The organism is Synechococcus sp. PROS-7-1 (assembly GCF_014279795.1).
Classification (GTDB): domain Bacteria; phylum Cyanobacteriota; class Cyanobacteriia; order PCC-6307; family Cyanobiaceae; genus Synechococcus_C.
In genome coordinates this window covers 2,544,021-2,565,218 of the sequence record NZ_CP047945.1, presented here as the reverse complement: position 1 = coordinate 2,565,218, position 21,198 = coordinate 2,544,021, and the positions used below count along the sequence as shown (strand labels likewise).

General features: G+C 59.1%; 19 protein-coding genes. 7 read left to right on the top strand and 12 right to left on the bottom strand.

Features of this window, described 5'->3' with window-relative positions; genetic code table 11:
• Positions 1–305: 305 nt before the first annotated feature.
• Genes thrC through SynPROS71_RS13775 form a run of 3 tightly spaced genes read right to left on the bottom strand, consistent with a single transcriptional unit; the run spans position 306 to position 3,939 of the window.
• The gene (gene thrC / locus SynPROS71_RS13785; RefSeq protein ID WP_186595836.1) at positions 306–1,412 is read right to left on the bottom strand and encodes a threonine synthase; all 1,107 of its coding nucleotides are present in this window, start codon (positions 1,410–1,412) and stop codon (positions 306–308) included.
• Positions 1,413–1,465: 53 nt separating this feature from the next.
• Complete coding sequence (locus SynPROS71_RS13780) at positions 1,466–2,050, bottom strand: alpha/beta hydrolase (RefSeq protein ID WP_186595834.1); 585 nt, start codon at positions 2,048–2,050, stop codon at positions 1,466–1,468.
• 23 nt (positions 2,051–2,073) lie between these two features.
• The gene (locus tag SynPROS71_RS13775; RefSeq protein ID WP_186595832.1) at positions 2,074–3,939 is read right to left on the bottom strand and encodes an AarF/ABC1/UbiB kinase family protein; all 1,866 of its coding nucleotides are present in this window, start codon (positions 3,937–3,939) and stop codon (positions 2,074–2,076) included.
• Positions 3,940–4,017: 78 nt separating this feature from the next.
• Here SynPROS71_RS13775 and recN point away from each other — a divergent pair, with 78 nt between their 5' ends.
• The 4 genes from recN to SynPROS71_RS13755 all read left to right on the top strand — a co-directional run bounded on the left by recN (position 4,018) and on the right by SynPROS71_RS13755 (position 12,652).
• Positions 4,018–5,706, top strand: coding sequence for a DNA repair protein RecN (gene recN / locus SynPROS71_RS13770; RefSeq protein ID WP_186595830.1), 1,689 nt, complete (start codon positions 4,018–4,020; stop codon positions 5,704–5,706).
• Positions 5,707–5,753: 47 nt separating this feature from the next.
• The gene (gene uvrA, locus SynPROS71_RS13765; protein WP_186595828.1) at positions 5,754–8,735 is read left to right on the top strand and encodes an excinuclease ABC subunit UvrA; all 2,982 of its coding nucleotides are present in this window, start codon (positions 5,754–5,756) and stop codon (positions 8,733–8,735) included.
• A complete protein-coding gene (locus SynPROS71_RS13760; RefSeq protein ID WP_186595826.1) occupies positions 8,735–10,255 on the top strand; it encodes an alpha/beta fold hydrolase in 1,521 nt (506 codons plus the stop codon). Before uvrA ends, SynPROS71_RS13760 begins: the two co-directional genes overlap by 1 nt.
• Positions 10,256–10,483: 228 nt before the next feature.
• Positions 10,484–12,652 (top strand): HAD family hydrolase, encoded by a 2,169-nt coding sequence (locus tag SynPROS71_RS13755; RefSeq protein ID WP_186595824.1) that lies wholly within the window; start codon positions 10,484–10,486, stop codon positions 12,650–12,652.
• Here the strand turns inward: SynPROS71_RS13755 and purT are convergent.
• Positions 12,637–13,806, bottom strand: a complete 1,170-nt coding sequence (purT, locus tag SynPROS71_RS13750) for a formate-dependent phosphoribosylglycinamide formyltransferase (RefSeq protein WP_186595822.1) — start codon at positions 13,804–13,806, stop codon at positions 12,637–12,639. The genes SynPROS71_RS13755 and purT overlap by 16 nt on opposite strands.
• Positions 13,807–13,850: 44 nt before the next feature.
• Between purT and SynPROS71_RS13745 the strand changes: the two genes are divergently transcribed.
• On the top strand, positions 13,851–14,030 hold the full coding sequence (locus SynPROS71_RS13745; protein ID WP_186595820.1) for a cytochrome B6: 180 nt from the start codon (positions 13,851–13,853) through the stop codon (positions 14,028–14,030).
• A 423-nt stretch (positions 14,031–14,453) separates the two neighbouring features.
• Here SynPROS71_RS13745 and SynPROS71_RS13740 read toward each other — a convergent pair whose 3' ends face one another.
• From SynPROS71_RS13740 to SynPROS71_RS13725, 4 genes are all read right to left on the bottom strand, one after another.
• Positions 14,454–15,641, bottom strand: coding sequence for a calcium:proton antiporter (locus SynPROS71_RS13740; protein ID WP_186595818.1), 1,188 nt, complete (start codon positions 15,639–15,641; stop codon positions 14,454–14,456).
• Positions 15,642–15,652: 11 nt separating this feature from the next.
• Positions 15,653–15,901, bottom strand: a complete 249-nt coding sequence (locus tag SynPROS71_RS13735) for a hypothetical protein (protein WP_186595816.1) — start codon at positions 15,899–15,901, stop codon at positions 15,653–15,655.
• 10 nt (positions 15,902–15,911) lie between these two features.
• The gene (gene mraY, locus SynPROS71_RS13730; RefSeq protein WP_370586881.1) at positions 15,912–16,955 is read right to left on the bottom strand and encodes a phospho-N-acetylmuramoyl-pentapeptide-transferase; all 1,044 of its coding nucleotides are present in this window, start codon (positions 16,953–16,955) and stop codon (positions 15,912–15,914) included.
• Between the two features lie 84 nt (positions 16,956–17,039).
• Positions 17,040–17,291, bottom strand: a complete 252-nt coding sequence (locus tag SynPROS71_RS13725; protein ID WP_038005302.1) for a DUF3134 domain-containing protein — start codon at positions 17,289–17,291, stop codon at positions 17,040–17,042.
• Positions 17,292–17,361: 70 nt separating this feature from the next.
• Between SynPROS71_RS13725 and SynPROS71_RS13720 the strand changes: the two genes are divergently transcribed.
• Both SynPROS71_RS13720 and SynPROS71_RS13715 read left to right on the top strand, forming a co-directional pair.
• Positions 17,362–17,586 carry a hypothetical protein gene (locus SynPROS71_RS13720; RefSeq protein ID WP_186595812.1) on the top strand — a complete coding sequence of 75 codons (225 nt, stop codon included), beginning with the start codon at positions 17,362–17,364 and terminating at the stop codon, positions 17,584–17,586.
• Positions 17,586–18,791, top strand: coding sequence for an argininosuccinate synthase (locus SynPROS71_RS13715; RefSeq protein ID WP_186595810.1), 1,206 nt, complete (start codon positions 17,586–17,588; stop codon positions 18,789–18,791). Before SynPROS71_RS13720 ends, SynPROS71_RS13715 begins: the two co-directional genes overlap by 1 nt.
• 8 nt (positions 18,792–18,799) lie before the next feature.
• Here the strand turns inward: SynPROS71_RS13715 and SynPROS71_RS13710 are convergent, their stop codons facing one another.
• From SynPROS71_RS13710 to SynPROS71_RS13695, 4 genes are all read right to left on the bottom strand, one after another.
• Positions 18,800–19,177, bottom strand: a complete 378-nt coding sequence (locus SynPROS71_RS13710; protein ID WP_186595808.1) for a hypothetical protein — start codon at positions 19,175–19,177, stop codon at positions 18,800–18,802.
• A gap of 43 nt (positions 19,178–19,220) precedes the next feature.
• A complete protein-coding gene (gene rpsF / locus SynPROS71_RS13705) occupies positions 19,221–19,592 on the bottom strand; it encodes a 30S ribosomal protein S6 (RefSeq protein ID WP_186595807.1) in 372 nt (123 codons plus the stop codon).
• Between the two features lie 80 nt (positions 19,593–19,672).
• Positions 19,673–20,137 (bottom strand): Tic20 family protein, encoded by a 465-nt coding sequence (locus SynPROS71_RS13700; protein WP_186583728.1) that lies wholly within the window; start codon positions 20,135–20,137, stop codon positions 19,673–19,675.
• Positions 20,138–20,190: 53 nt separating this feature from the next.
• Positions 20,191–21,084 (bottom strand): shikimate dehydrogenase, encoded by an 894-nt coding sequence (locus tag SynPROS71_RS13695; protein ID WP_186595806.1) that lies wholly within the window; start codon positions 21,082–21,084, stop codon positions 20,191–20,193.
• Between the last annotated feature and the right edge of the window lie 114 nt (positions 21,085–21,198).

The following is a 21,198-nucleotide window of genomic DNA, read 5'->3' as shown; positions in this document are numbered from 1 at the left end:
TGATTCGCCACTGCGGCACAGGGTTTCACTCTGCACAGGCCTGGGGGAATCAAATTGGCTGTTGAGGAACGCGTGCCGTTCTCCACTGTTTCAACAGGCTGAGGAATTCTTTCCGATGTCTGGATGGGTGGATTCGAGCTTGTTTCCCCCCATGGATTGGGGGGGTTGTGCCTGGATGTCCCCAGGCAGTTCTTCATCTGGTTGCCGTTGGTTTGGCTGGGCTGAGGTGCTTCAACCCATAAAAAAACCCCCTGGCATCAGGGGGAAACATGCCCAGCTGTCGTGGGGATGGTCTTTGATCGCGATCAGAAGCCCATCACACGGGCCACGGTTCCGAGATCGGGATCCAGGTCGGTATGGAAGGCTGCATCGTTGTTGTTGATGGCGCAATCCGGGTCTTTCAGTCCGTTGCCGGTGAGCACGCACACCACCGTGGCTCCCGTGGGCACCTCCTCTTTCCTTTTGAGCAGGCCGGCCACCGAAGCAGCGCTTGCTGGCTCACAGAACACCCCTTCCTGCCCACCGAGAAGCTTGTAAGCCTCGATGATCTCAGCATCGGTGACGTCCAGGAAGTCACCATGGCTGGCCTTACGCGCGGCAATCGCTTTCTCGCGGTTCACGGGGTTACCAATGCGGATGGCTGTGGCGATCGTGTCCGGATCCGTCACCGTGGTGTTGTTCACCAGAGGCGCGGAGCCACTGGCCTGGAAGCCCATCATCCTGGGCAGCTTGCGGCTGCGTCCTGCCTGGTTGTACTCCTGGAAGCCCATCCAGTAGGCCGTGATGTTGCCTGCATTGCCCATGGGAATGCACAGCCAGTCAGGCGCATCGCCCAGGGCATCGATCACCTCGAAAGCCGCTGTTTTCTGTCCCTGTAGGCGGAAGGGATTCACGGAGTTCACCAGGGTGACCGGGAACTGATCAGACACTTCGCGAACGATGTCTAGAGCTCGGTCGAAATTTCCGCGGATGGCCAGCACTTCTGCGCCGTACACCAGAGCCTGAGCCAGCTTTCCTTGCGCCACGTATCCGTCGGGGATCAGCACGAAGGCGCGCATGCCGGCACGCCGTGCGTAAGCAGCAGCGGCGGCGGATGTGTTTCCAGTGCTGGCACAGATCACGGCCTCGCAATGGGCTTCTTTTGCTTTGCTGATCGCCATGGTCATGCCCCGGTCCTTGAAGGACCCCGTGGGATTCAGGCCGTCGTATTTGACGAACACCTTCACATCGCGGCCGATCCGTTCGGCAACCGATGGCACGGGGATCAGCGGGGTGGCGCCTTCTCGAAGGGTGATAACGGGGGTTGACTTCGTAACCGGTAACCAAGGCCGATAGGCCTCGATCAGCCCTGGCCAGTCCTGAAGGACTGGTGCCGGGGAGAAACGGCGGCGGAAGGCATTGATTACTGACACCTGCGAAGGGCACTCGTCCAGAGGAATCTATGTGGCGATCCCCGCCGGCGGGTTTACTGACCGCTCTCCTTGAGGCCATCGAGCGGAGAGTCTGAGAAGAACTTCACCAGCCCGGCGATGGATTCAGCCTTTTCGATGGCCGCCATAAGCGCTGGAAGATTGATCTCCATCACGTCTGCGGGATAGGCCTCCAAAAACTTCACCATGTTGAGGCCACCTTCACCGATCTGCAGACCGTTGATCACCCCAGCACGAATGGCCGGAACGCTCACAGAAGGCTCAGGGACGCGCAGTGGGTAAATGATTTTGGCGACGCGCCTGAGGATCACATCGCCAATCTTTGTGGACATCAGACGGCTGGTGAGCACCAGCGGAAGATCCAATTCCTGATTCAGCAGTTTGGCTACGTTTTGAGGATCTTGTTTGCCAAGACGCAGAAGATCGGAGAGCAAGCCCCGGGCTTTCCCGGTTTCAGCTAGGTAGGCGAGATCGGCCACGCTGATGGATCGGATGAAGGCACCGCTCACCAGGGCGACATCTTCAGCGGCATGAAGGGGTTGAAAACAGTTCAGCAGCGTGAGCGCCAGGGCTGAGCCCGTAGCCAGTGCTTGGTGACGCAAACGTGAACGTGCAGGCATGACGGAGTCTCAGCGATCGGAATTTAGGGGGAGACGCCAGCGGCTGCCTTCACCAGACGGACAACTCCTCGTTCGGCTAAGCCTTGGGCCAGGTCTAGGCCCATGCGTCTTGCATCCGGTTCACGGATCAGACGGGGCAGACGGCTGAACACCAGATCAGGGCTGAAACCAGGCAGTTGCTGCAGAACAGCGATGAGTTGCCGGACCGGCTCAAGATCGAGGTAAGTGCTCTGGTCGAAGCTGTCGCTTGCCTCCAGGAGCAAGGGCGGTTGCAATGGGCGTGGCAGGCGTCGTCCGATGCGTTGCAGGGTCATCCAACTCAGGGCATCGAGGCGATCAGCAATGGCATCCACCAACTGACGGCGCAGCATGCCGCCATTGGCTGAGAAGAGGAAATCGAGAACTTGATCGAGCAGCGCATCCAGATCGAGTTGATCCTGGCTGGCGGCGCTGGCGACCAGATTTTCCAGACGGGTCCAGCGGAAGATGTCGCCATCGAACAGCATCTCTCGAAGACTTAAACGCAGCTGAGGATCGGGATCTTCCATCAGTCGCCTTGCGAAATACGGGTAGGCGGCACCGAGAATTTTGAAATCAGGATCCACGCTGAGGGCGATGCCCTCCAGAGTGACCAGAGAACGGATGATCAGCGCGTAGTAAGGAGGAACCCTGAAGGGGAATTTGTACATCACCCCAGAGAGGTCGTCGGTGACCGCTTTGAAATCCATTCGGCTCACACCGGCTTCGAGAGCCTGGCTGAACACGGTTTCGAAGGCGGGAACAATCGGCTCGAGATTCACATCCTCCGCGAGGAATCCGAGGTTGACGAAATCCTTGGACAGCTTTCCGAAATTGCGGTTCACGAGGTGAACCACAGCTTGGATCAGTCCGGTTCTTGATTCTCTGGTCACCTCGCTCATCATCCCGAAATCGAGATAACAGAGCCGGCCGTCTTCAAGGGCGAGCAAATTGCCGGGGTGGGGATCGGCATGGAAGAAACCATGCTCGAGCAACTGCTGGAGGCTGCAGCTCACGCCCACCTCCACCATGTCATCGGGATCGATCCCCAGCTTGCGCACCGCCTCAAGATTGGTGAGCTTCACCCCATCGATCCACTCCATGGTGAGCACCCGGCGGCTGGTGGCTTCGTTAAAGATGAGGGGAACGGCGATGCGCGGGTTATGCCGATGCAGTTCGCTGAATCGTTCGGCGTTGCTGGCCTCATTCAGGTAGTCCATCTCCTCGAACACTCGGCGCCCCAGTTCATCGATCAGGGCCACGAGATCACTGCGGATCACACCGATGTTGGTGTTCAACCAGGCGGCGATATTGCGCACGATGTAGAGATCCAGGGTGATCTGCTCGCGCAGGCCTGGTCGCTGCACCTTCACGGCCACCCGTTGGCCGTTTTTCAGGACTCCGCGATGCACCTGTCCGAGTGACGCTGCGGAAATCGGCTCCCGTTCGAGGAATTCATAGATGTCATCCACGGGAGCGCCGAGATCCTCCTCGATGCAGGCCATGGCTAAGGCGCTATCGAAACCCGGGAGCTGATCCTGCAGCTGGGCCAATTCCTCAAGCAGCACTGGAGGGACGATGTCTGGACGGGTGGACAACGCCTGTCCCGCTTTGATGAACGCCGGGCCGAGATCGACCAAGAGGTTTGCGAATTCTTTGGCTCGAGCGCGCGCACGCTTTTGATCGCTCAGAAGCCCGAGCACTTTGTCGGTGCCGACGCCCAGCAGAAACAGGCCGATGGGCACCAAGGTCTGCCAAAGACGCCTCAATAGGCGTTGCGGGTGGCCGGCGTAGATCCGTGTGATCGCTGCAGGGTCGTAGGTGAGCAGACCCGAGGCTTCGATGAAATCGCCAAGTTCCTGTGGGGCCACGGGCCGAGTTGCCAGGTTCACCCCCCTTCTAAACGAGCTGAGCCGCCGCTACGGTCGGCACGACCACCGGGGCTTGCCGTGCTCACCGGTTTGCGACTCCAAAACATCGCATTGATCGACAGCCTGGATCTGGCGTTTGATCAAGGTTTTTCCGTGCTGACCGGCGAGACCGGTGCTGGCAAATCCATCCTTCTCGATGCCCTCGATGCTGTGCTTGGCGGCATGCAGGCGTCTGCCGCATCGCGTCTGCTGCGCAACGGTTGTGATCGGGCTCTGATTGAAGCCAGTTTCCGGGTCGGAGACAGTGGGCAGCGCTGGTTGGAGCGCCATCAGCTCGATGATGGAGAGTCTGAGCTGGTGGTTACGCGCGAGTGGCGACGGCAGGATGATCGTCTCAGCAGTCGATCCCGTCTGAATGGGGTGGTTGTCAACCGGCAGCAGTTGCTCGAGTTGCGCCCTCTGTTGATCGATCTCACAGTGCAAGGCCAGACCCAGCAGCTGGCGCGACCAGGTCAGCAGCGTCGCTGGTTGGATCGTCTCGGTGGTGCGCAGCTGGAGTCGGAGCTCGTTGACGTGCGACGCAACTGGCTGAACTGGCAGCGTTGTATCGATGCGCTTAATCGGGCCGAATCGGACCGTCTCCAACTGGAACAGCAACGCGATGAGCTCGAGGCGTTGCTCATGGAGCTTGAACAGGCTGCCCTCGACGACCCAGAAGAAATAGCCCAGCTGGAGTTGGAGCAGGACCGCCTGGTGCATGGCGTGCGCTTGCTGGAGGGGGTCTCCGTTTTGATCGGTCGTTTGCAAGATGGAGCTGATCAGGCTCCATCGGTTCTTGATCATCTTCTTGCCTGCACTCACGAATTGCAGTCGATGCAGGCCATGGACAGCTCCCTGCAACCCTGGACGGAACGCTGTCTCGATCTTGAAGCTGGTGTTCAGGATCTGATTCGGTCGTTAGAGCGTTACGGCATGTCTTTGGACAGTGATCCCGAACGTCTGGCGGTCCTCCAGGATCGGATGTCGCTGCTCAAGCGACTTGAACGTCGCCACGGTCAGGATCTGGCTGCTCTGATTCAGCAGCGTGACGCGTTGCGTGAACGCCAGGAAGCTGGAGGTTCGGATGGGCTCCTGCGCCGTTTGCAGGAGCAGGAGCTGGCAGCTCGTGTGGAACGCGATCACAGCAACGCGTCTTTGACGCGTTTACGTCAGGCCGCGGCCCAAAAGCTCCAGACCGATCTCATGGCCTACTTGCGTCCGATGGGTCTGGCGAATGTGCGGTTTGAAGTGAAGATCGAGTCTGTCGACCCTGGGGAATTCGGCGCCGACGCTGTTTGTTTTCTGTTTTCAGCCAACCCCGGTCAACCGATGGCGCCACTGGCTGAGGTGGCTTCTGGGGGTGAGATGTCTCGTTTCCTGTTAGCTCTCAAAACATCACTGGCCATGGTCGATGGATCGAGCACCCTCCTCTTCGATGAGATCGACACCGGTGTGAGCGGCAGGGTCAGTGGTGCCATGGCCGATCTTCTGCGCACTCTTTCACGCCATCGCCAGGTGTTCTGTGTGACCCATCAACCGCTTGTGGCTGCGGTTGCCGATCATCACTTCCGCGTCAGTAAGGACGTCTCTGCAGGAATCACCCGCTCGCGAGTGTCCCACCTGCGGGACACTCAGGAGCGCCAGCGGGAACTGGCGGAACTTGCTGGCGGTGACCGTGAAGAGGCTCAGGCTTATGCGGCCAGCCTTCTGGATCAAAGCGTGGCCTGAATCCGATTCGATCTCCGTAGAATCCGGTGCTGCCGAGGTTCCTCCCTATGGGGCGTCCTGCTCCCAAATCGAAGGCCCCGTCGGGTTCTAAGCCCGTCAACCTCAGTGGTGGAACCCTTGAGGATGTGATTCGGGTGCGTGGTGCCCGTCAGCACAACCTCAAGAATGTCGACGTCACCATCCCTCGCAACAAGATGGTGGTGTTCACCGGTGTGAGTGGCAGCGGCAAGAGTTCCCTCGCTTTCGACACGATCTTTGCGGAGGGTCAGCGCCGCTACGTCGAGAGTCTCTCGGCCTACGCGCGTCAGTTTCTGGGTCAGGTGGACAAGCCGGATGTGGATGCCATCGAGGGCCTTTCACCGGCAATCTCGATTGATCAGAAATCCACGAGCCACAATCCCCGCTCCACCGTGGGAACGGTCACAGAAATCCAGGACTACCTCCGACTTCTCTTCGGCCGGGCTGGTGAACCTCACTGTCCGCAATGTGATCGGGCGATCCGGCCCCAGACCATCGATGAGATGGTTGATCAGATCCTGACGCTTCCCGAAGGCACCCGCTACCAGCTGCTGACGCCGCTGGTTCGAGGCAAAAAGGGCACTCACAGCAAGCTGATCAGTGGCCTTGCGGCTGAAGGATTCGCGCGCGTGCGCATCGATGGAGAAGTGCGGGAGCTTGCCGACAACATTGAGCTCGACAAGAACCACCAGCACAGCATTGAGGTGGTTGTGGATCGCCTGGTGGCCCGCGACGGCATTCAGGAGCGACTCACGGATTCCCTAAGGACAGCCCTGAAGCGCGGCGATGGTCTGGCCATCGTTGAGGTGGTTCCAAAGAAGGACGAGGAGCTTCCCGAAGGAGTGGATCGGGAGCGTCTCTACTCCGAAAACTTTGCGTGTCCTGAGCATGGGGCCGTGATGGAAGAACTGTCGCCGCGACTGTTTTCTTTCAACAGTCCTTATGGAGCCTGTGACGCCTGTCATGGCATTGGACATCTGCGCAAGTTCACCGCAGAGCGGGTGATTCCTGATCCAGCGTTGCCCGTGTATGCGGCCGTTGCGCCCTGGGCGGAAAAAGACAACTCCTATTACTTTTCCCTGCTCTATTCCGTGGGTGAGGCTTTTGGGTTTGAGATTAAAACGCCCTGGAAGGATCTCACTGAGGAGCAGCAGGACGTTTTGCTCAATGGAAGTCGGGATCCGATTCTGATTCAGGCCGATAGTCGCTACCGCAAAGGTAAAGGTGGTTACGAGCGGCCTTTTGAAGGCATCCTGCCGATCCTGGAGCGTCAGTTAAGGGACGCCAGCGGTGAGGCCATGCGTCAGAAGCTGGAGAAATATCTGGAGCTGGTGCCTTGTGCCAGCTGTGCCGGTCAACGGTTGCGGCCTGAAGCTTTGTCTGTGCGGGTCGGTCCGTTTCGGATCACGGAACTCACCGCCGTCAGCGTTGGTCAGACCCTGGAACGCATTGAGCGTTTGATGGGCGTGGGGGCCTTCGAAGCCAGTGAACCGTTGCTCACGGATCGCCAGATTCAGATCGGTGACCTGGTGCTGCGCGAGATCCGCATGCGTCTGCGTTTTCTGCTCGACGTGGGCCTGGATTACCTCAGTCTCGATCGGCCAGCGATGACCCTCTCCGGTGGAGAAGCCCAGCGCATCCGTCTCGCCACCCAGATCGGTGCTGGACTCACCGGTGTTCTCTACGTGCTCGATGAACCGAGCATTGGTCTTCACCAGCGCGACAATGATCGGTTGCTGGCCACCCTCGAGCGCCTTCGTGATCTCGGAAACACCCTGGTGGTGGTGGAGCACGACGAAGACACCATTCGTGCCGCCGATCACCTGGTGGATATCGGGCCGGGTGCCGGCGTCCACGGTGGTCACATCGTGGCCGAGGGTTCTCTCGAGGATCTTCTGGCCGCCGAGGACTCGCTAACCGGTGCTTATCTCAGCGGTCGTCGCAGCATTCCCACGCCCTCAGAGCGGCGTTCGGTTGGAACCCGCAGCCTCAAGCTTCTCAACTGTGCTCGCAACAATCTCACCGATCTGAGTGTTGAATTTCCGCTAGGCCGCTTGGTGTCGGTCACCGGGGTCAGCGGTAGTGGCAAAAGCACCTTGGTGAATGAACTGCTGCATCCCGCTCTGGAGCATGGTCTCGGTCACAAGGTGCCCTTTCCGAATGGCCTTGGTGAACTCAGGGGCATCAAATCGATCGACAAGGTGATCGTGATTGATCAGTCACCGATCGGCCGCACCCCCCGCTCCAATCCGGCCACCTACACCGGAGCTTTCGATCCAATCCGTCAGGTGTTTGCTGCCACGGTCGAGGCCAAGGCTCGCGGCTACCAGGTCGGTCAATTCAGCTTCAACGTGAAGGGAGGGCGCTGTGAGGCCTGCCGAGGCCAGGGGGTGAATGTGATTGAGATGAATTTCCTCCCGGATGTGTATGTGCAGTGTGATGTTTGCAAGGGAGCTCGCTTCAACCGTGAGACCCTTCAGGTCACCTACAAAGGCTTCACGATTGCTGATGTTCTGCAGATGACTGTGGAACAGGCAGCGGATGTGTTTTCCGCTATCCCACAAGCGGCGGATCGCCTGCGCACGCTTGTGGATGTTGGCCTCGGTTACGTGAAGTTGGGTCAGCCTGCACCCACCTTGTCTGGGGGTGAAGCTCAGCGGGTGAAGTTGGCGACTGAGCTGTCCAAACGGGCCACGGGCAAGACCCTCTATTTGATTGATGAGCCCACCACAGGCCTCAGCTTCTATGACGTGCACAAGCTGATGGATGTGATGCAGCGTTTGGTGGATAAGGGCAATTCCATCATCTGCATCGAACACAATCTTGATGTGATCCGCTGTTCCGATTGGTTAATCGATCTCGGGCCGGAAGGTGGTGACAAAGGGGGACAGATTGTGGCCTGCGGAACTCCTGAAGAGGTGGCCCAGCATCCAACCAGTCACACGGGTCGCTATCTGGCCAAGGTTCTCGAGCAACATCCACCTGAATCGGATGTTCCTCTCGCTGCCTGATGCGCTGGATTCGTTGCTCCCTCGCTGCAGCTGCAGCCAGTGCTGCCCTAGCTCTCAGTGGATCTCCTGCGGCCGCATTGGAACGGCTTGTCTTGCGGATGCCCTATCTGGGCGTCGACTTCACCATCAATCTTGGAGATGGTCGATCGGTCGAGGAGGTCATTCAATCCAGCCCGGATCTTGTTGATCTCGACCGTGCTTCAGACGGTCGACTGCTCGCTCTGCTCAAGAAAGTTTTCCTGAGTCCATTACCGATTGAGCTCCGGGGGTTTTTGGAAGGCTCCACCGGCCAGCCCCTCTTGGAGCAGGCACTCAAAGCTGCTGCCTACATCGTCAATCTCGAAGGGGTTCCTTCCGATACCAGTGGATCGATGCTTACGAAAGCGTTGATTCGCGCTTACGAGAATGGCCAGGACAATCTTCTCGGCTTCCTTTACCAACTTCCTGGAGAGGAGGCTTCCATCGATCTTTCCAAGCTTGGAGAGGCGGTCAACCGCTTGATGGCCAATCAAAAAGACGGCCTGGAGCTCGTGAAGGTCGGCTCTGCTTCTCCAGTGTCGACTGACTTTTTTGAGTCTCTTCGTCTTGCGACTTCGCGTCGAGAAATCATTCGCGTGTCCGTGCAGCACCGTGAGGAGCCTCTGCGCGTTCTCGTTGTGAAGCCAAACGGGGCGGGAAACCAACGGCTAGTGGTCATTTCCCATGGTCTTTGGGATGACCCGGAGTCATTTGAAGCCTGGGCCGAGGTTCTCGTTGCCAATGGCTATGTCGTCGTGCTGCCAGACCATCCAGGCAGCAATCTCAATCAGCAGAGGGCGATGCTGGCGGGTGATCAGCCACCACCGGGTCCAGAAGAGCTGCGTTTGCGCCCTTTGGACGTGTCAGCGCTGCTGACGGCTGTCGAGAAAGGTCGGTTTCTTGCTGATCGCGACCTCAACACCAAAGAAGTGGCCGTGGTCGGCCACTCGTGGGGAGCTACGACGACGCTCCAGTTGGCGGGTGGTAGTCCGACGGATCAGAAGTTGAAAGCCCGTTGCCGTGATCCCAAGGATTCTGAGCGCAACATCAGTTGGGTGTTGCAGTGCAGTTGGCTCTCAGGGATCAACAAAGCAGGCGTTGCAGATTCCAGGGTGAAGACAGTGGTTGCGGTGAGTCCCCCCCTGCGGCTTCTGTTCGATCCAGACAAGTCGCTGGACCGGGCGGATCCGACTCGATCTTCTCGCCCGAAGATTTTGTTGATCAGCGGCACGCGTGACTGGATTGTTCCTTCAGGCCCGGAAGCCGTGTCCCCTATGCGTGACACGCAGGCCGCCCGGCTTGGCCATCGCCTGGTGCTTGTGGACGGTGGCACCCATTTCAATTTGCGCAGTTTTCGCGGCCAAGCTCCGAAGGCTGTGATTGGGCCAGTGCTGCTGGCTTGGATCAATCAACAATTGAATGTCCCGGCCTCGCCCACGTTTGAGGAAGGTCGTTGGGGCCATCCCGATCGACGTCTTGTGGATGTCAGCAGTCAGCTCTGAGCACAGCCTTTGCAACACGAGAATTGTGCTCTGTCCTGTTGGTGTTTCGATATCTGAAGCCATTCGCCCTTCGTTTTGATTCACGGGAAATCCGCTTCAGCAAAGGCTTATCACCTGATTTGAAAGACCCATTGCTGCACTTTCTCAGATTGTTTTCATCTTTATTGCTGGTTGGATCCTTTATCCATTGATAGGTCCATCAGGACTCTTTCCTGATTGCTGCGGAGGATGAAAGTGGGACTGAATCTGCTTCATCTTCATCTTCATGGTCTGTTCCGTTCCCATGATCTGGAGCTAGGACGAGATGCTGATACCGGTGGTCAGACCCTCTACGTCCTTGAACTGGTTCGAAGTCTTGCGGCCCGCGCCGAGGTTGATCACGTTGAAGTGGTCACCCGCTTGATTCAGGACCGTCGCGTCTCTGCGGATTACGCCCGGGTTGAAGAATCGATTGCCCCTGGGGCGAGCATCCGACGTTTCAGCTTCGGGCCAAAGCGTTATCTGCGTAAAGAGCAGCTTTGGCCCCATCTTGATGAGCTGGCGGATCAGCTGGTCCTTCAACTGCAAGCTACGGATCGACGTCCGGACTGGATTCATGCGCACTACGCCGATGCCGGTTATGTAGGCGCCCTGGTGAGTCGACGTCTGGGACTGCCGCTCGTCTTTACGGGTCATTCCTTGGGTCGAGAAAAGTTGCGCCGTTTGTTGGCGGCAGGTGGTGATCGTGAGCAGATCGAGCAGACCTACTCGATCAGTCGCCGCATCGATGCCGAGGAACTGGCGCTCGCCCATGCGGATCTTGTGATCACCAGCACCCGTCAGGAGCGAGATCATCAGTATTCCCGTTACGGGCGGTTTCAGGCAGATCGCGCTGACGTCGTACCCCCCGGGGTTGATGCACGACGGTTCCACCCCCGAAGCACCCCGCAAGAATCAGCGGATGTCTCAGCCATGGTGCAGTCGTTCCTGCGTGAGCCTCAGCGACCTCCGCTCTTGGCGATCTGCCGGGCTGATCGGCGCAAGAACATTCCTGCGCTGGTGGAAGCGTTTGGTCGATCTTCGGTTCTGCGCGAGCGTCACAATCTTGTTCTGGTGCTCGGGAATCGGGATGACTCTCGCCAGATGGATCGGCAGCAGCGGGACGTGTTCCAGCAGATCTTTGAACTGGTCGACCGCTATGACCTCTACGGGTCAGTTGCTTATCCCAAGCACCATCGCCGTGATCAGGTCCCGGCGATTTACCGCTGGGCTGCTGAGCGCAAAGGGCTGTTTGTGAATCCAGCCCTAACGGAGCCGTTTGGTTTGACCCTGTTGGAGGCCGCTGCTTCCGGGCTGCCCATGGTGGCCACAGACGATGGAGGGCCCCGCGAGATCCAGCGTCGTTGTGAGAACGGACTGCTGGTGGATGTCACCGACCGCGAGTCCCTCCAGGATGGCCTCGAACGTGCTGGATCAGATCCAGCGCGCTGGCGTCGCTGGAGTGATAACGGGGTGGAAGCCGTCAGTCGTCATTACAGCTGGGACGCACATGTCTGCAGTTATCTGGCGTTAATGCAGGGACGTCTCAGCCCCTCTGCTGCTGCGGTGAAGCTGCTTGAGCGACCTGTTGCGCAAGCCAACCCTCTGGGTGATCGCTTGCTCCTGCTCGACCTCGATAGCAGCCTCGAACAACCCGACGCTGAGGCATTGCAGGCTCTGCGCCATCAGCTCACAGCGTCCGCAGGTCTGCCCATGGGGCCTGGACTTGGCATCATCACGGGTCGGTCTCTAGCGGCCGCTAGGCAGCGATTTATCGAATTGCAGCTACCGGATCCTTCCGTCTGGATCACCCAGGCCGGAACAGAGATTCACTACGGCCAGGAGGATCAGTCCGATCGTCTTTGGTCCGCTGAGATCGGTGTCGATTGGCAGCGTGAGGGTGTGGAAAAGGCTTTGGCCGATTTAGGCGATCACATCACGCTGCAGGCCCCTGGCAATCAAGGCCCTTTCAAGGTCAGTTACCTCCTCAGGCAGCCAGGACCTTCCGTGCTTCCTCTGATCCGTCAGCGTCTCCGGCAGCAGCATCAAGCAGCCCGTCCCAACCTTCGCTGCCATTGGTTTCTGGATGTGCTTCCGCTTCGGGCATCCCGCAGTGAAGCCATCCGTTTTCTCTCCCTGCGTTGGTCTCTTCCACTGGACCGGTTTCTGGTCGTCGCCAGTCAGCAGGGGGATCTTGAGTTGGTTCAAGGCCTCCCTGCTGCGGTGATTCCCTCGGATCATGACCCCTGCCTGGATGGATGCCGCCAGCTGCAAAGGGTGTACTTCGCCGATCGCGCCCGTCTGTCTGGGGTCCTGGAGGGGCTCCAGCACTATCGATTCCTGAATGCACGCTCGCGTGCGGATCAGTCTTCGATCTGAAGGCGTACGGCTGCAGCACTGCGATCTGCTTTGGCACGGGCCTCGGCTTGATGTTCGCCTCGAGCCAATGCCACCCCCATCCGCCGTCCCGGCCGGGCGTCGCGTTTGCCGAAGAGAAACACACTGGTGTCGCTTTCTTTGAGTGCTTCTTCCATGCCGCTGTAAGTGACGCGGCTGCCGTGCCTGTCGGCCAGGATGACGCGGCTGGCTGCGGCATCGGCGCAGCGGATCGCCGGGATCGGAAGCCCCAGCACTGCACGCAGGTGCAATTCGAATTCGCTGAGGTTCTGGCTGATCAAGGTCACGAGACCCGTGTCATGGGGGCGGGGTGACAGCTCCGAGAAAATCACCTCGTCTCCACAGAGAAAGAATTCCACACCGAACAGTCCGGCACCTCCAAGGTTGTCCGTCACGGTGCGTGCCATGGCTTTCGCCTCATTCAGCTGTTTGTCGCTGAGAGCAGCTGGTTGCCAGCTGCATTGGTAATCGCCTCGTGCCTGTTCATGACCGATGGGCGGGCAGAACACTGTGGAGCCATCCTTCTGACGGATGGTGAGAAGGGTGATTTCCAGATCGAAGCGCAGGAATTCCTCCACAATCACGTGGGTGGATGTTCCTCGGGCATTGGCCATGGCCGCCTCCCAGGCCTCATTTAGTCCCTCCGGTCCATCCACAACGCTTTGGCCTTTGCCTGAGGAGCTCATCACCGGTTTCACCACCACAGGCCAGCCGAGGGCCGGGGCTTCAGCTTGCAGTTCTTCTGCACTGGCGGCATAGGCGAAGCGTGCAGTGCGCAAGGCCAGTTCACCAGCGGCCAGGTCACGGATGCGATCGCGATTCATGGTGACGGCTGTTGCACGTGCCGTCGGAATCACAGTGATTCCCTCATCCTCCAGTTCAGCGAGAGCATTCACTGCCAGCGCTTCAATTTCCGGAATCACAACAGTGGGCCGGTGCCGGCGAACCACGTCCAGTAAGGCTGCGCGGTCGGTCATCGCCAGCACCTCTGACTCATCGGCCACTTGCATGGCCGGAGCATCGGCATAGCGATCGCAGGCGATGACATGGCATCCCAGGCGCTGGGCAGCAATGGCCACCTCTTTGCCCAGTTCACCGCTCCCCAGCAGCAAAATGGTGGCTGGCAACGTCGTCATGGAAGGTTTCCCGGCAGCATGGACCCATCCTCTCCCTGTGCCTGATGGCCAATCCCTTGAGCTTCACCACGATTGGCTTCACAACAGCTGGCGATGCGGCCAATGGTCTTTTGTTCGGTTGGGAGATCGCCACGGTTCAGAAGTGGGCGTTGATTTATCTGGGGGTATCGCTTCTGGCTTTTGTCGTGGTTTGGCTGGTGGGAGCTCTCAGGACCAGGCCATGAGGGCAGGGGGAGCGATCATCGTTTCAACCAGTTGCTGAAGCCGTGAACCGCTGTATCCGGGAATGACCTTCAGAAACTGCAGGAGCCCCCAAACCAGTTTCTGCCGGGCTGAAAGGGGTGGTGGAGTTGGCTGAACCGATGGCGAGGGGGGTTGTTGCTTCCGCAATCGACGCCACAGAGTGAATGCGGTGAAGGCAGCGAAAGCAGGAGCGCCGATCCCGAGAAGTGATGCCAATTCAAATTCGAGCATTGCAAACACTTGTAGTGAAAGGGCTGAGACGTCTTACTTTTGAAATGTAGGCAGTATCTGCCAGGAGGCAACAAATAATTAGCTTGTCAATGTTTGCATGGTTAATCTTTCTGAGCTGCAAGCATGTTCGCTGATGAATGTTTTCAGGAAAAATAGTTGCTAGTTGCCAACTCTTATAGAAGAAGAGTGCCAAGCATGATCACTGTATAGAGCGTGATCAGCTGAATTCCCTCATACCAATCCAGTTGATTGTTTTCTGTGATCCAGTGCACGGCGACAACAGCGAACCCTGTGCACCCGAGGGCCATCAGTGGCACGCTCAAATGCAGATATCGACCCATGGGCCAGCCCAACAGCACCAACATCGGCAACACGAACATCAACAGCTGGCCGCTGGATTCGAGGGTGCTGGTGATGGCCAGATCCATGCGACCTTTTGCGGCGGCACCAATGGAGATCACCCCTTCGGCGGTGGAACCGAACAGAGGAAGCAGGATTAATCCGATGAAGAGTTCACCCAGTGGACTGTTTTTGAGCAGAACTTCCAGTGTCTCCACCAGAGGATCGGACACCAGCACCACGGCGCCACTGACCACCAACATGGCGATCAGGATGGCTCCGATGCCGTGGTGTGAACTGCTGTCTGCCACTGTCTGCCCTCTAGCTGTCTGCCCTCCAGCGCTCTCCACTGCAGAGCCCGGCAGATGCTGCTGATCCTGGGAGTGGCTGAAAAAGGACCGGTGGGTTCCTAGCTGCAGCACGAAGGACAGCACGTAATACAGAAGAATCATCACGGCCACCACCAGCGAGTACACCGCAAAGTTGTCCAGTTGATCGGTGCCTTCCATCGGATTCAGTCCTTTGCCGAGACTGAAGACGGTCGGCACTGCCAGAAACAGAAGGCTCAGCATCAATTGGCGAGCCTGCAGGTTGGTGCTGCGGTCGTCGATCTGAACATGCTGTTCCCGGCGGCCTGCCACGAAGGTGCTGATGCCCAACACCAGGAGGCAGTTCGTGATCACCGCACCGGCAACCGAGATCACCACAAGGCGGTATAAACCGCTGGCAAGGGCTGTGATGCTCACAACCAGTTCCACCAGATTCCCCAGGCCAACACTCACCACGCCGCTGTAGCGATCGCCAAGGTGTTCGCTCAGTTGATCCACGAGGATGGAGATCACCCTGGCCAGAGGAATCAAAGCAACTCCATACGCCAAAAAGCGCAGAAGCAGATCCAGGGTGCTTTCGGGCGATGGTGCTCTGATGACTGCCGCAGCCATGGCTGGAAGCAGGAGCAAGGACCAGGTGGTGCCGTAATTGCTCTTCAGCAGGCTGACGGAGTTGCGCAGGGTGCGATGCATCAGCGGGTCGCTCAGGATTCCAGGTCCTGCATCAGCGTGAGCTGACGCACGGCAGGCTCCTCATCCACGAACCCCCATGCGTTGAACACCTCCGCATCGTTGTGGTTAATGCGTTGCGCTCCGTTGTTTCGTTCCAAAACGAAGCCTTGAGCCGCCATCCGGCGCATCAGTCGGGCCGCTTCCTCAAAACGAGAGGCCATCGCCTCGAGACTGGCGCAGTCGGAGGTCAGGCCGGCATCATTCCAGGTGAAATAACTCATGAGGGTGGGATCAGTTCGGGTGAAGCCCAAGCCCCAGCATGACCAGACCCGCCGTAACCAGCCAGAACAAGGGCACCACCACTTGCTCTGGCGTTCCTCCGAGTTCGAAATGGTGATGGAGCGGTGCCATCCGGAAGATGCGGCGCCCCTGACCGTCGGCTCCTTTGGTGGCTTTGAACACCCACACCTGCACGATCACTGAAACGGACTCGGCGAGAAAAACACCGCCCATCAGAAGCAGGGGCCAGAGACTGTCGGAGAGGAGGGCCACGGCGGTGAGCGCTGCTCCCATTGCGAGGGAGCCTGTATCTCCCATGAACACCTTGGCGGGATTGCGGTTGTGGATCAGAAATCCCAGCCAGCAGCCAGCCATGCCCATGCAAAATCCCGCCAGCGCAGGATCGCCGGCATTGCCTCGAAGCATCAGCTGCAGGGCCAGCCCAGTGAACACAAGGGCTCCGCAGCCGGATGCCAGACCATCGAGGCCATCGGTGAGGTTGGTGGCATTGCTCTCGGCAAGAAACACAAACAGAGCCAGGGGCCAGATCAGCCAATGGAGCGGAAGCTCAAGATTGAACGGCAGGCTCACTGTGTGTTCAATCCAGCCCTGCCATCCGGCCCAGCCCAGGAACAGCACGGCTGCTGTGGCTTGAAGCAGCAGCTTGCCTCGGGGCGTGAGACCGGTGTTGGTGCGTTTGGTGAGGCTGCTCCAGTCATCCACACCACCGATGACCATGTACGCGAGGGTCACCAGTGCAATGGCCAGAAGCTGCTGCGCGCTGCGCCCCTCGCTGCTCACGAGCCCCCCGATGATCACGCCAACGGGCACCACCAGCAGTCCGCCCATCGTGGGCGTTCCGGATTTGCTGAGGTGACCCTGGGGGCCTTCCGTTCGGATCACCTGACCCATCTTCAAGGCGCGCAACCTGGGGACTCCCCACCAGGTGATCAGGGTTGACACCAGTGTCGCGGCTATGAGCGGCAGGCTCAACAGGCTGTTGGGGATCAAGCGGTCTGAAAGAAAGGCCGCGGTGCCAACCGCGCCGATCAGAATGGCTGCAGGCCACCGGCCATCAAGACGGGGCGTCTGGTCCGAAGCGTCGCTCAAAACCCAACCGCAAATCGGCTGGACGTTAAATCAGTCTTCCCAGTTTTCCTCGTTCTGCTCGTCAGCAGCGTTGTAGTCCTCTTTCTCGCCCATGAGAGCTGACAGCTCTTCTTCTTCCACGGTGCTCACTTCCGGTGAGCTGGATTCCTCATCTTCCACCAGTCGCCCGCTGGTTTCGAGCCAGCTCAGCAGATCAGGCTCTTCCCGCAAGGGAAGCACCGGGGCTGGTTCTTTTCGGCCGTAGCGGGTGAGAGCTGGATTGACGCCGTCAAGGGCGCTCATGTCCGTGAGGGCTGAGGACAAGATCTCGCAAGCCAATCCGTCATCATAGAAGACAGTCCGTGACAGTTCCTTGAACAAAGCGGGTTGGCTTGGATCCCTGTGGGGAGGAGCACTGCTCCTAAGTGCAGCACTGCGCTTCTGGGGCGCGCGTCACCCTGAGCCTCTGGAGGTCCAATCGGGTCCGGTACTGGTACTGGTGCTGGCCCCAGCCGTGTTGATCACCCTTTGGTTGCTGTGGTCGTCCCGCGGGAGTGGAGAATCGGAGCAGTCCGATACAGATCAGGAGTCCGCTTGATGGGACGCGCCAAGAAGGTTGTGCTCGCTTACTCCGGTGGTGTGGATACGAGTGTCTGCATCCCGTATCTCAAGCAGGAGTGGGGTGTTGAGGAGGTGATCACCTTTGCTGCTGACCTCGGCCAAGGCGATGAGCTGGAGCCGATTCGGCGTAAGGCTCTCGATGCCGGCGCTAGTCAGTCGTTGGTGGGGGATCTCATCCAGCCTTTCATCGAAGAGTTTGCCTTTCCCGCCATCCGTGCCAACGCTCTTTATGAGGGTCGCTACCCCTTGTCCACCGCTCTGGCGCGACCGCTGATTGCCCGGCGGCTTGTGGAGGTCGCGCGGGAGGTCGGCGCGGATGCTGTGGCCCATGGATGCACTGGCAAGGGCAACGATCAGGTGCGGTTTGACGTGGCGATTGCCGCCTTGGCTCCTGATCTCAAGGTGCTCACGCCTGCCAGGGAATGGGGGATGAGCAGGGAGGAAACGATTGCCTATGGCGAGCGCTGCGGCCTCCCAGCGCCGGTGAGCAAGAAATCTCCCTACTCCATCGATCTCAATCTTCTTGGTCGCAGCGTTGAAGCCGGTCCTCTGGAGGATCCGATGCAGGCTCCCCCTGAAGAGGTGTTCGCCATGACGGTGTCCATCGATGCGGCGCCCTCGGTTGCTGAAGAGATCGAGATCGCCTTCGAAGCTGGCAACCCTGTGAGTATCAACGGCCAGCGTCTGGATCCTGTTGCCTTGATTCGAGAGGCCAATCGTTTGGCTGGATCCCATGGCATCGGTCGACTCGACATGATCGAGAACCGGGTGGTGGGGATCAAGAGTCGAGAGATCTATGAAACGCCAGGCTTGCTACTGCTGATCCAGGCCCATCAGGAACTGGAGAGTCTCACCCTTGCTGCTGATGTGCTCCGCACCAAGCGACAACTGGAGATGCAATGGGCTGATTTGGTGTATCAAGGTCTGTGGTTCGGTCCGCTCAAGGAGGCCCTCGATGGCTTTATGGATCGCACCCAGAGCCAAGTGAACGGCGTGGTGCGGCTGCGCCTGCACAAGGGCAATGCCATCGTCACCGGGAGGGGGTCCAGCGACAGCAGCCTCTACGTTCCTGAAATGGCCTCTTATGGCAGCGAGGATCAATTTGATCACCGGGCTGCCGAAGGCTTCATTTATGTCTGGGGTCTGCCCATACGTCTCTGGTCGGCCGCCCGTCGTCGTTGATGGCTGGCTTATGCCGCAGCATCCAAATCCGTTTGCCGTCTGCCGCTGCGCTGTTCTGAGCGCCAACGGAACAACTGAGAACGCTGTTCGTTGTTGTTTGGCTCTGCGGGCAACTCAGGAGCGGGGCTTTCGAGCAGTTGCTGGGCTCTGGCAAGCAGTCGATAACGTTCCAGCAGCGGTTCGAGCCGCTGCTGGAATTTGCGCTCGAACAGTTCCGGCAGCTCTTTGAGCAGCAATTCGTAGTCATGCACGGTCTGCTCGAGCTCAGCGATGCGTTCCTTTAAAACACTGATCGCTGCATCCTCGGCGGTGTCGGCTTCAACAGCATCAGGCTGCGGATGCCAAAGGGGTACCGGAGCTTGGTGAGAGGGGTCCTGGGGGTCCATGACCGGACGCTATCGCCCGGTCACGACTTCCACAATCCCTGGCTCAGGCAGAGGTTTCCGCGGGTTCCGGCTGGGGAGCAGCGGGCTCGGTGCCGGGCACGACGCGCGGTGCGGGCAGAGGTCCTTCCTGCTTCACCGTGAGATAACGGATCACATCCTCGCTGAGACGCATCACCTTTTCGAGCACAGCAACTTGTTGACCATCACCGTTGTGGCTGAGCTGCACATAGATGCCTTCCTTGTGCTTGGCGATCGGATAGGCCAGGCGTCGCTTCCCGCGCATCTGGTTGTCGAGCACGTCGGCGCCCGCTTCGACCAGGATGTCGCGGTATTTGGTGAGATGGGATTCAACCTCCTCTTCCGGTATGTCCGGGCGGAGGATGTACATGGTTTCGTAGTAAGGCTGCTGGGTCATGGAGACAGCTCCGACAGGGACTGATGGCTCACCCGGGTGAGCGACGGATTCAACAGCCTATCCCTTTGGGGTTGACAGCTTCAGTAGAGCTGCATTCGCACGGCCTGGCTCAGGCCCGGCAGATCAGGTTCTCGACCGCGGATGCATTCCACCAGCGCGAAGATCACGACAGCCAGCACGGCAATCACCACTGTGCTGGAGAGGGTTCTCAGCATCAAACCGCCACCCAAAGGCTGCAGGAGAATCATGAAGGCATACCCGAGCAGCACAACGATGATGTCCACCAGCAACGCTTGAAGGGTGTTGAAGCGGATGAAATAAGGCACAGCCGGATTGCGGACCACGGCCAAGAACAGCAGGAAGAAGATCAGCAGGTTGCCGAAGGGGATTCCCTGCTCCAGGAGTGCGATCGGCAGCGCGGGCAGCGTCAGCCACTGCAGCCAAGGAAACTGCCCCATCAGGTGACTTCCGAAGGGAATCGCGTCGCTCCACGGAAGGAGATAGGCCAGAAGACCCAGGAACCGTTGCCAGGAAGGGATGGACATGACCGCGGTTCGAACGGTTTGAGCGTAGGCCCGGAGTCTGGGGATGCAGAGGCTCAGCGCTGCGTTGAGGCAAGGCTGTTGAGGGCCGCCTGGCGCATGACCTCCACCGGCACCGTGGTGCAGCCGCTCCAACGGCGAAGAGAAGCGGCCCCCTGTTGGATCAGCATCTCCAGGCCATCGATGGTGCGGCAACCCCGTTCTGCCCCCAGTGTCAGCCAGGGAGTGGGTCTTGGTGTGTAAATGAGGTCGTAGAGCGTTGTGCTTGCCTCGAGATCGTTCCAGATGTCCTGATCCAGGGGCATGGCGCTTCCGTTCTGGTGCCCCTCCATCCCCACTGGAGTGGTGTTCACCACAAGGCAGGCCTGGGTGAGAACCTCCCGGATCCTGTTTTCCTCAAGGGGGATGCCAACCAGAGGGACCGTCTCCTCCTCGGCGGGTTGATGCAGATCGTTCAGGAAGGCTGCCAGTGCTGTGTCCCGTCGACCGGCGATGTGGATGGCGTTCAGGGGCAGTTGCTGAAGCCCTGCCACAACAGCACGGGCACTGCCACCGCAGCCCAGCACGATCGCCGTGCCGCCGCGCCACGCCTCTGACGTGTCTTGCAGAGGAGCCAGAAATCCCTCCGCGTCGGTGTTGTGGCCGTACCAGCCGCCGTTGTCGGCAGGGATGAGAGTGTTCACGGCTTGGAGACGCGAGGCCAGAGCACTCAGCTCCGTGCAATGGGAGGCCACGGCTTGCTTGTGCGGGATGGTCACGTTTAGGCCGCGGCAGTTCACGGCTCTGAGGCCGCTCAGCACAGAGCCCAGATCCGACTTCGCACAGGGCAACGCCAGGTAGCGCCAATCAAGCCCCATGGCCTCAAGGGCGGCATTGTGCATCGCCGGTGAGAGCGAGTGACGCACCGGTTGCCCTAGCAGGCCGATCAGACCGGTGGTTCCGCTGATCATGTTGCCCTTGTGTGTCTGGTTACCAGCCTGCCTGTTCGGGAACCACACCTCGCCTGCAGGCGTTTCCTCTGACGAAGATGCGAAAGATCTAATCAGTCATTTCGCGGAGTCAGG

Excerpts from the sequence above, each read along its gene's own strand:
- SynPROS71_RS13780 (WP_186595834.1), bottom strand. The coding sequence starts at position 2,050 with ATGCCTGCACGTTCACGTTTGCGTCACCAAGCACTGGCTACGGGCTCA.
- uvrA (WP_186595828.1), top strand. The coding sequence starts at position 5,754 with ATGGGGCGTCCTGCTCCCAAATCGAAGGCCCCGTCGGGTTCTAAGCCC.
- SynPROS71_RS13760 (WP_186595826.1), top strand. The coding sequence starts at position 8,735 with ATGCGCTGGATTCGTTGCTCCCTCGCTGCAGCTGCAGCCAGTGCTGCC.
- SynPROS71_RS13755 (WP_186595824.1), top strand. The coding sequence starts at position 10,484 with ATGAAAGTGGGACTGAATCTGCTTCATCTTCATCTTCATGGTCTGTTC.
- purT (WP_186595822.1), bottom strand. The coding sequence starts at position 13,806 with ATGACGACGTTGCCAGCCACCATTTTGCTGCTGGGGAGCGGTGAACTG.
- SynPROS71_RS13745 (WP_186595820.1), top strand. The coding sequence starts at position 13,851 with ATGGCCAATCCCTTGAGCTTCACCACGATTGGCTTCACAACAGCTGGC.
- SynPROS71_RS13740 (WP_186595818.1), bottom strand. The coding sequence starts at position 15,641 with ATGCATCGCACCCTGCGCAACTCCGTCAGCCTGCTGAAGAGCAATTAC.
- SynPROS71_RS13735 (WP_186595816.1), bottom strand. The coding sequence starts at position 15,901 with ATGAGTTATTTCACCTGGAATGATGCCGGCCTGACCTCCGACTGCGCC.
- SynPROS71_RS13725 (WP_038005302.1), bottom strand. The coding sequence starts at position 17,291 with ATGAGCGCCCTTGACGGCGTCAATCCAGCTCTCACCCGCTACGGCCGA.
- SynPROS71_RS13715 (WP_186595810.1), top strand. The coding sequence starts at position 17,586 with ATGGGACGCGCCAAGAAGGTTGTGCTCGCTTACTCCGGTGGTGTGGAT.
- SynPROS71_RS13710 (WP_186595808.1), bottom strand. The coding sequence starts at position 19,177 with ATGGACCCCCAGGACCCCTCTCACCAAGCTCCGGTACCCCTTTGGCAT.
- rpsF (WP_186595807.1), bottom strand. The coding sequence starts at position 19,592 with ATGACCCAGCAGCCTTACTACGAAACCATGTACATCCTCCGCCCGGAC.
- SynPROS71_RS13700 (WP_186583728.1), bottom strand. The coding sequence starts at position 20,137 with ATGTCCATCCCTTCCTGGCAACGGTTCCTGGGTCTTCTGGCCTATCTC.
- SynPROS71_RS13695 (WP_186595806.1), bottom strand. The coding sequence starts at position 21,084 with ATGATCAGCGGAACCACCGGTCTGATCGGCCTGCTAGGGCAACCGGTG.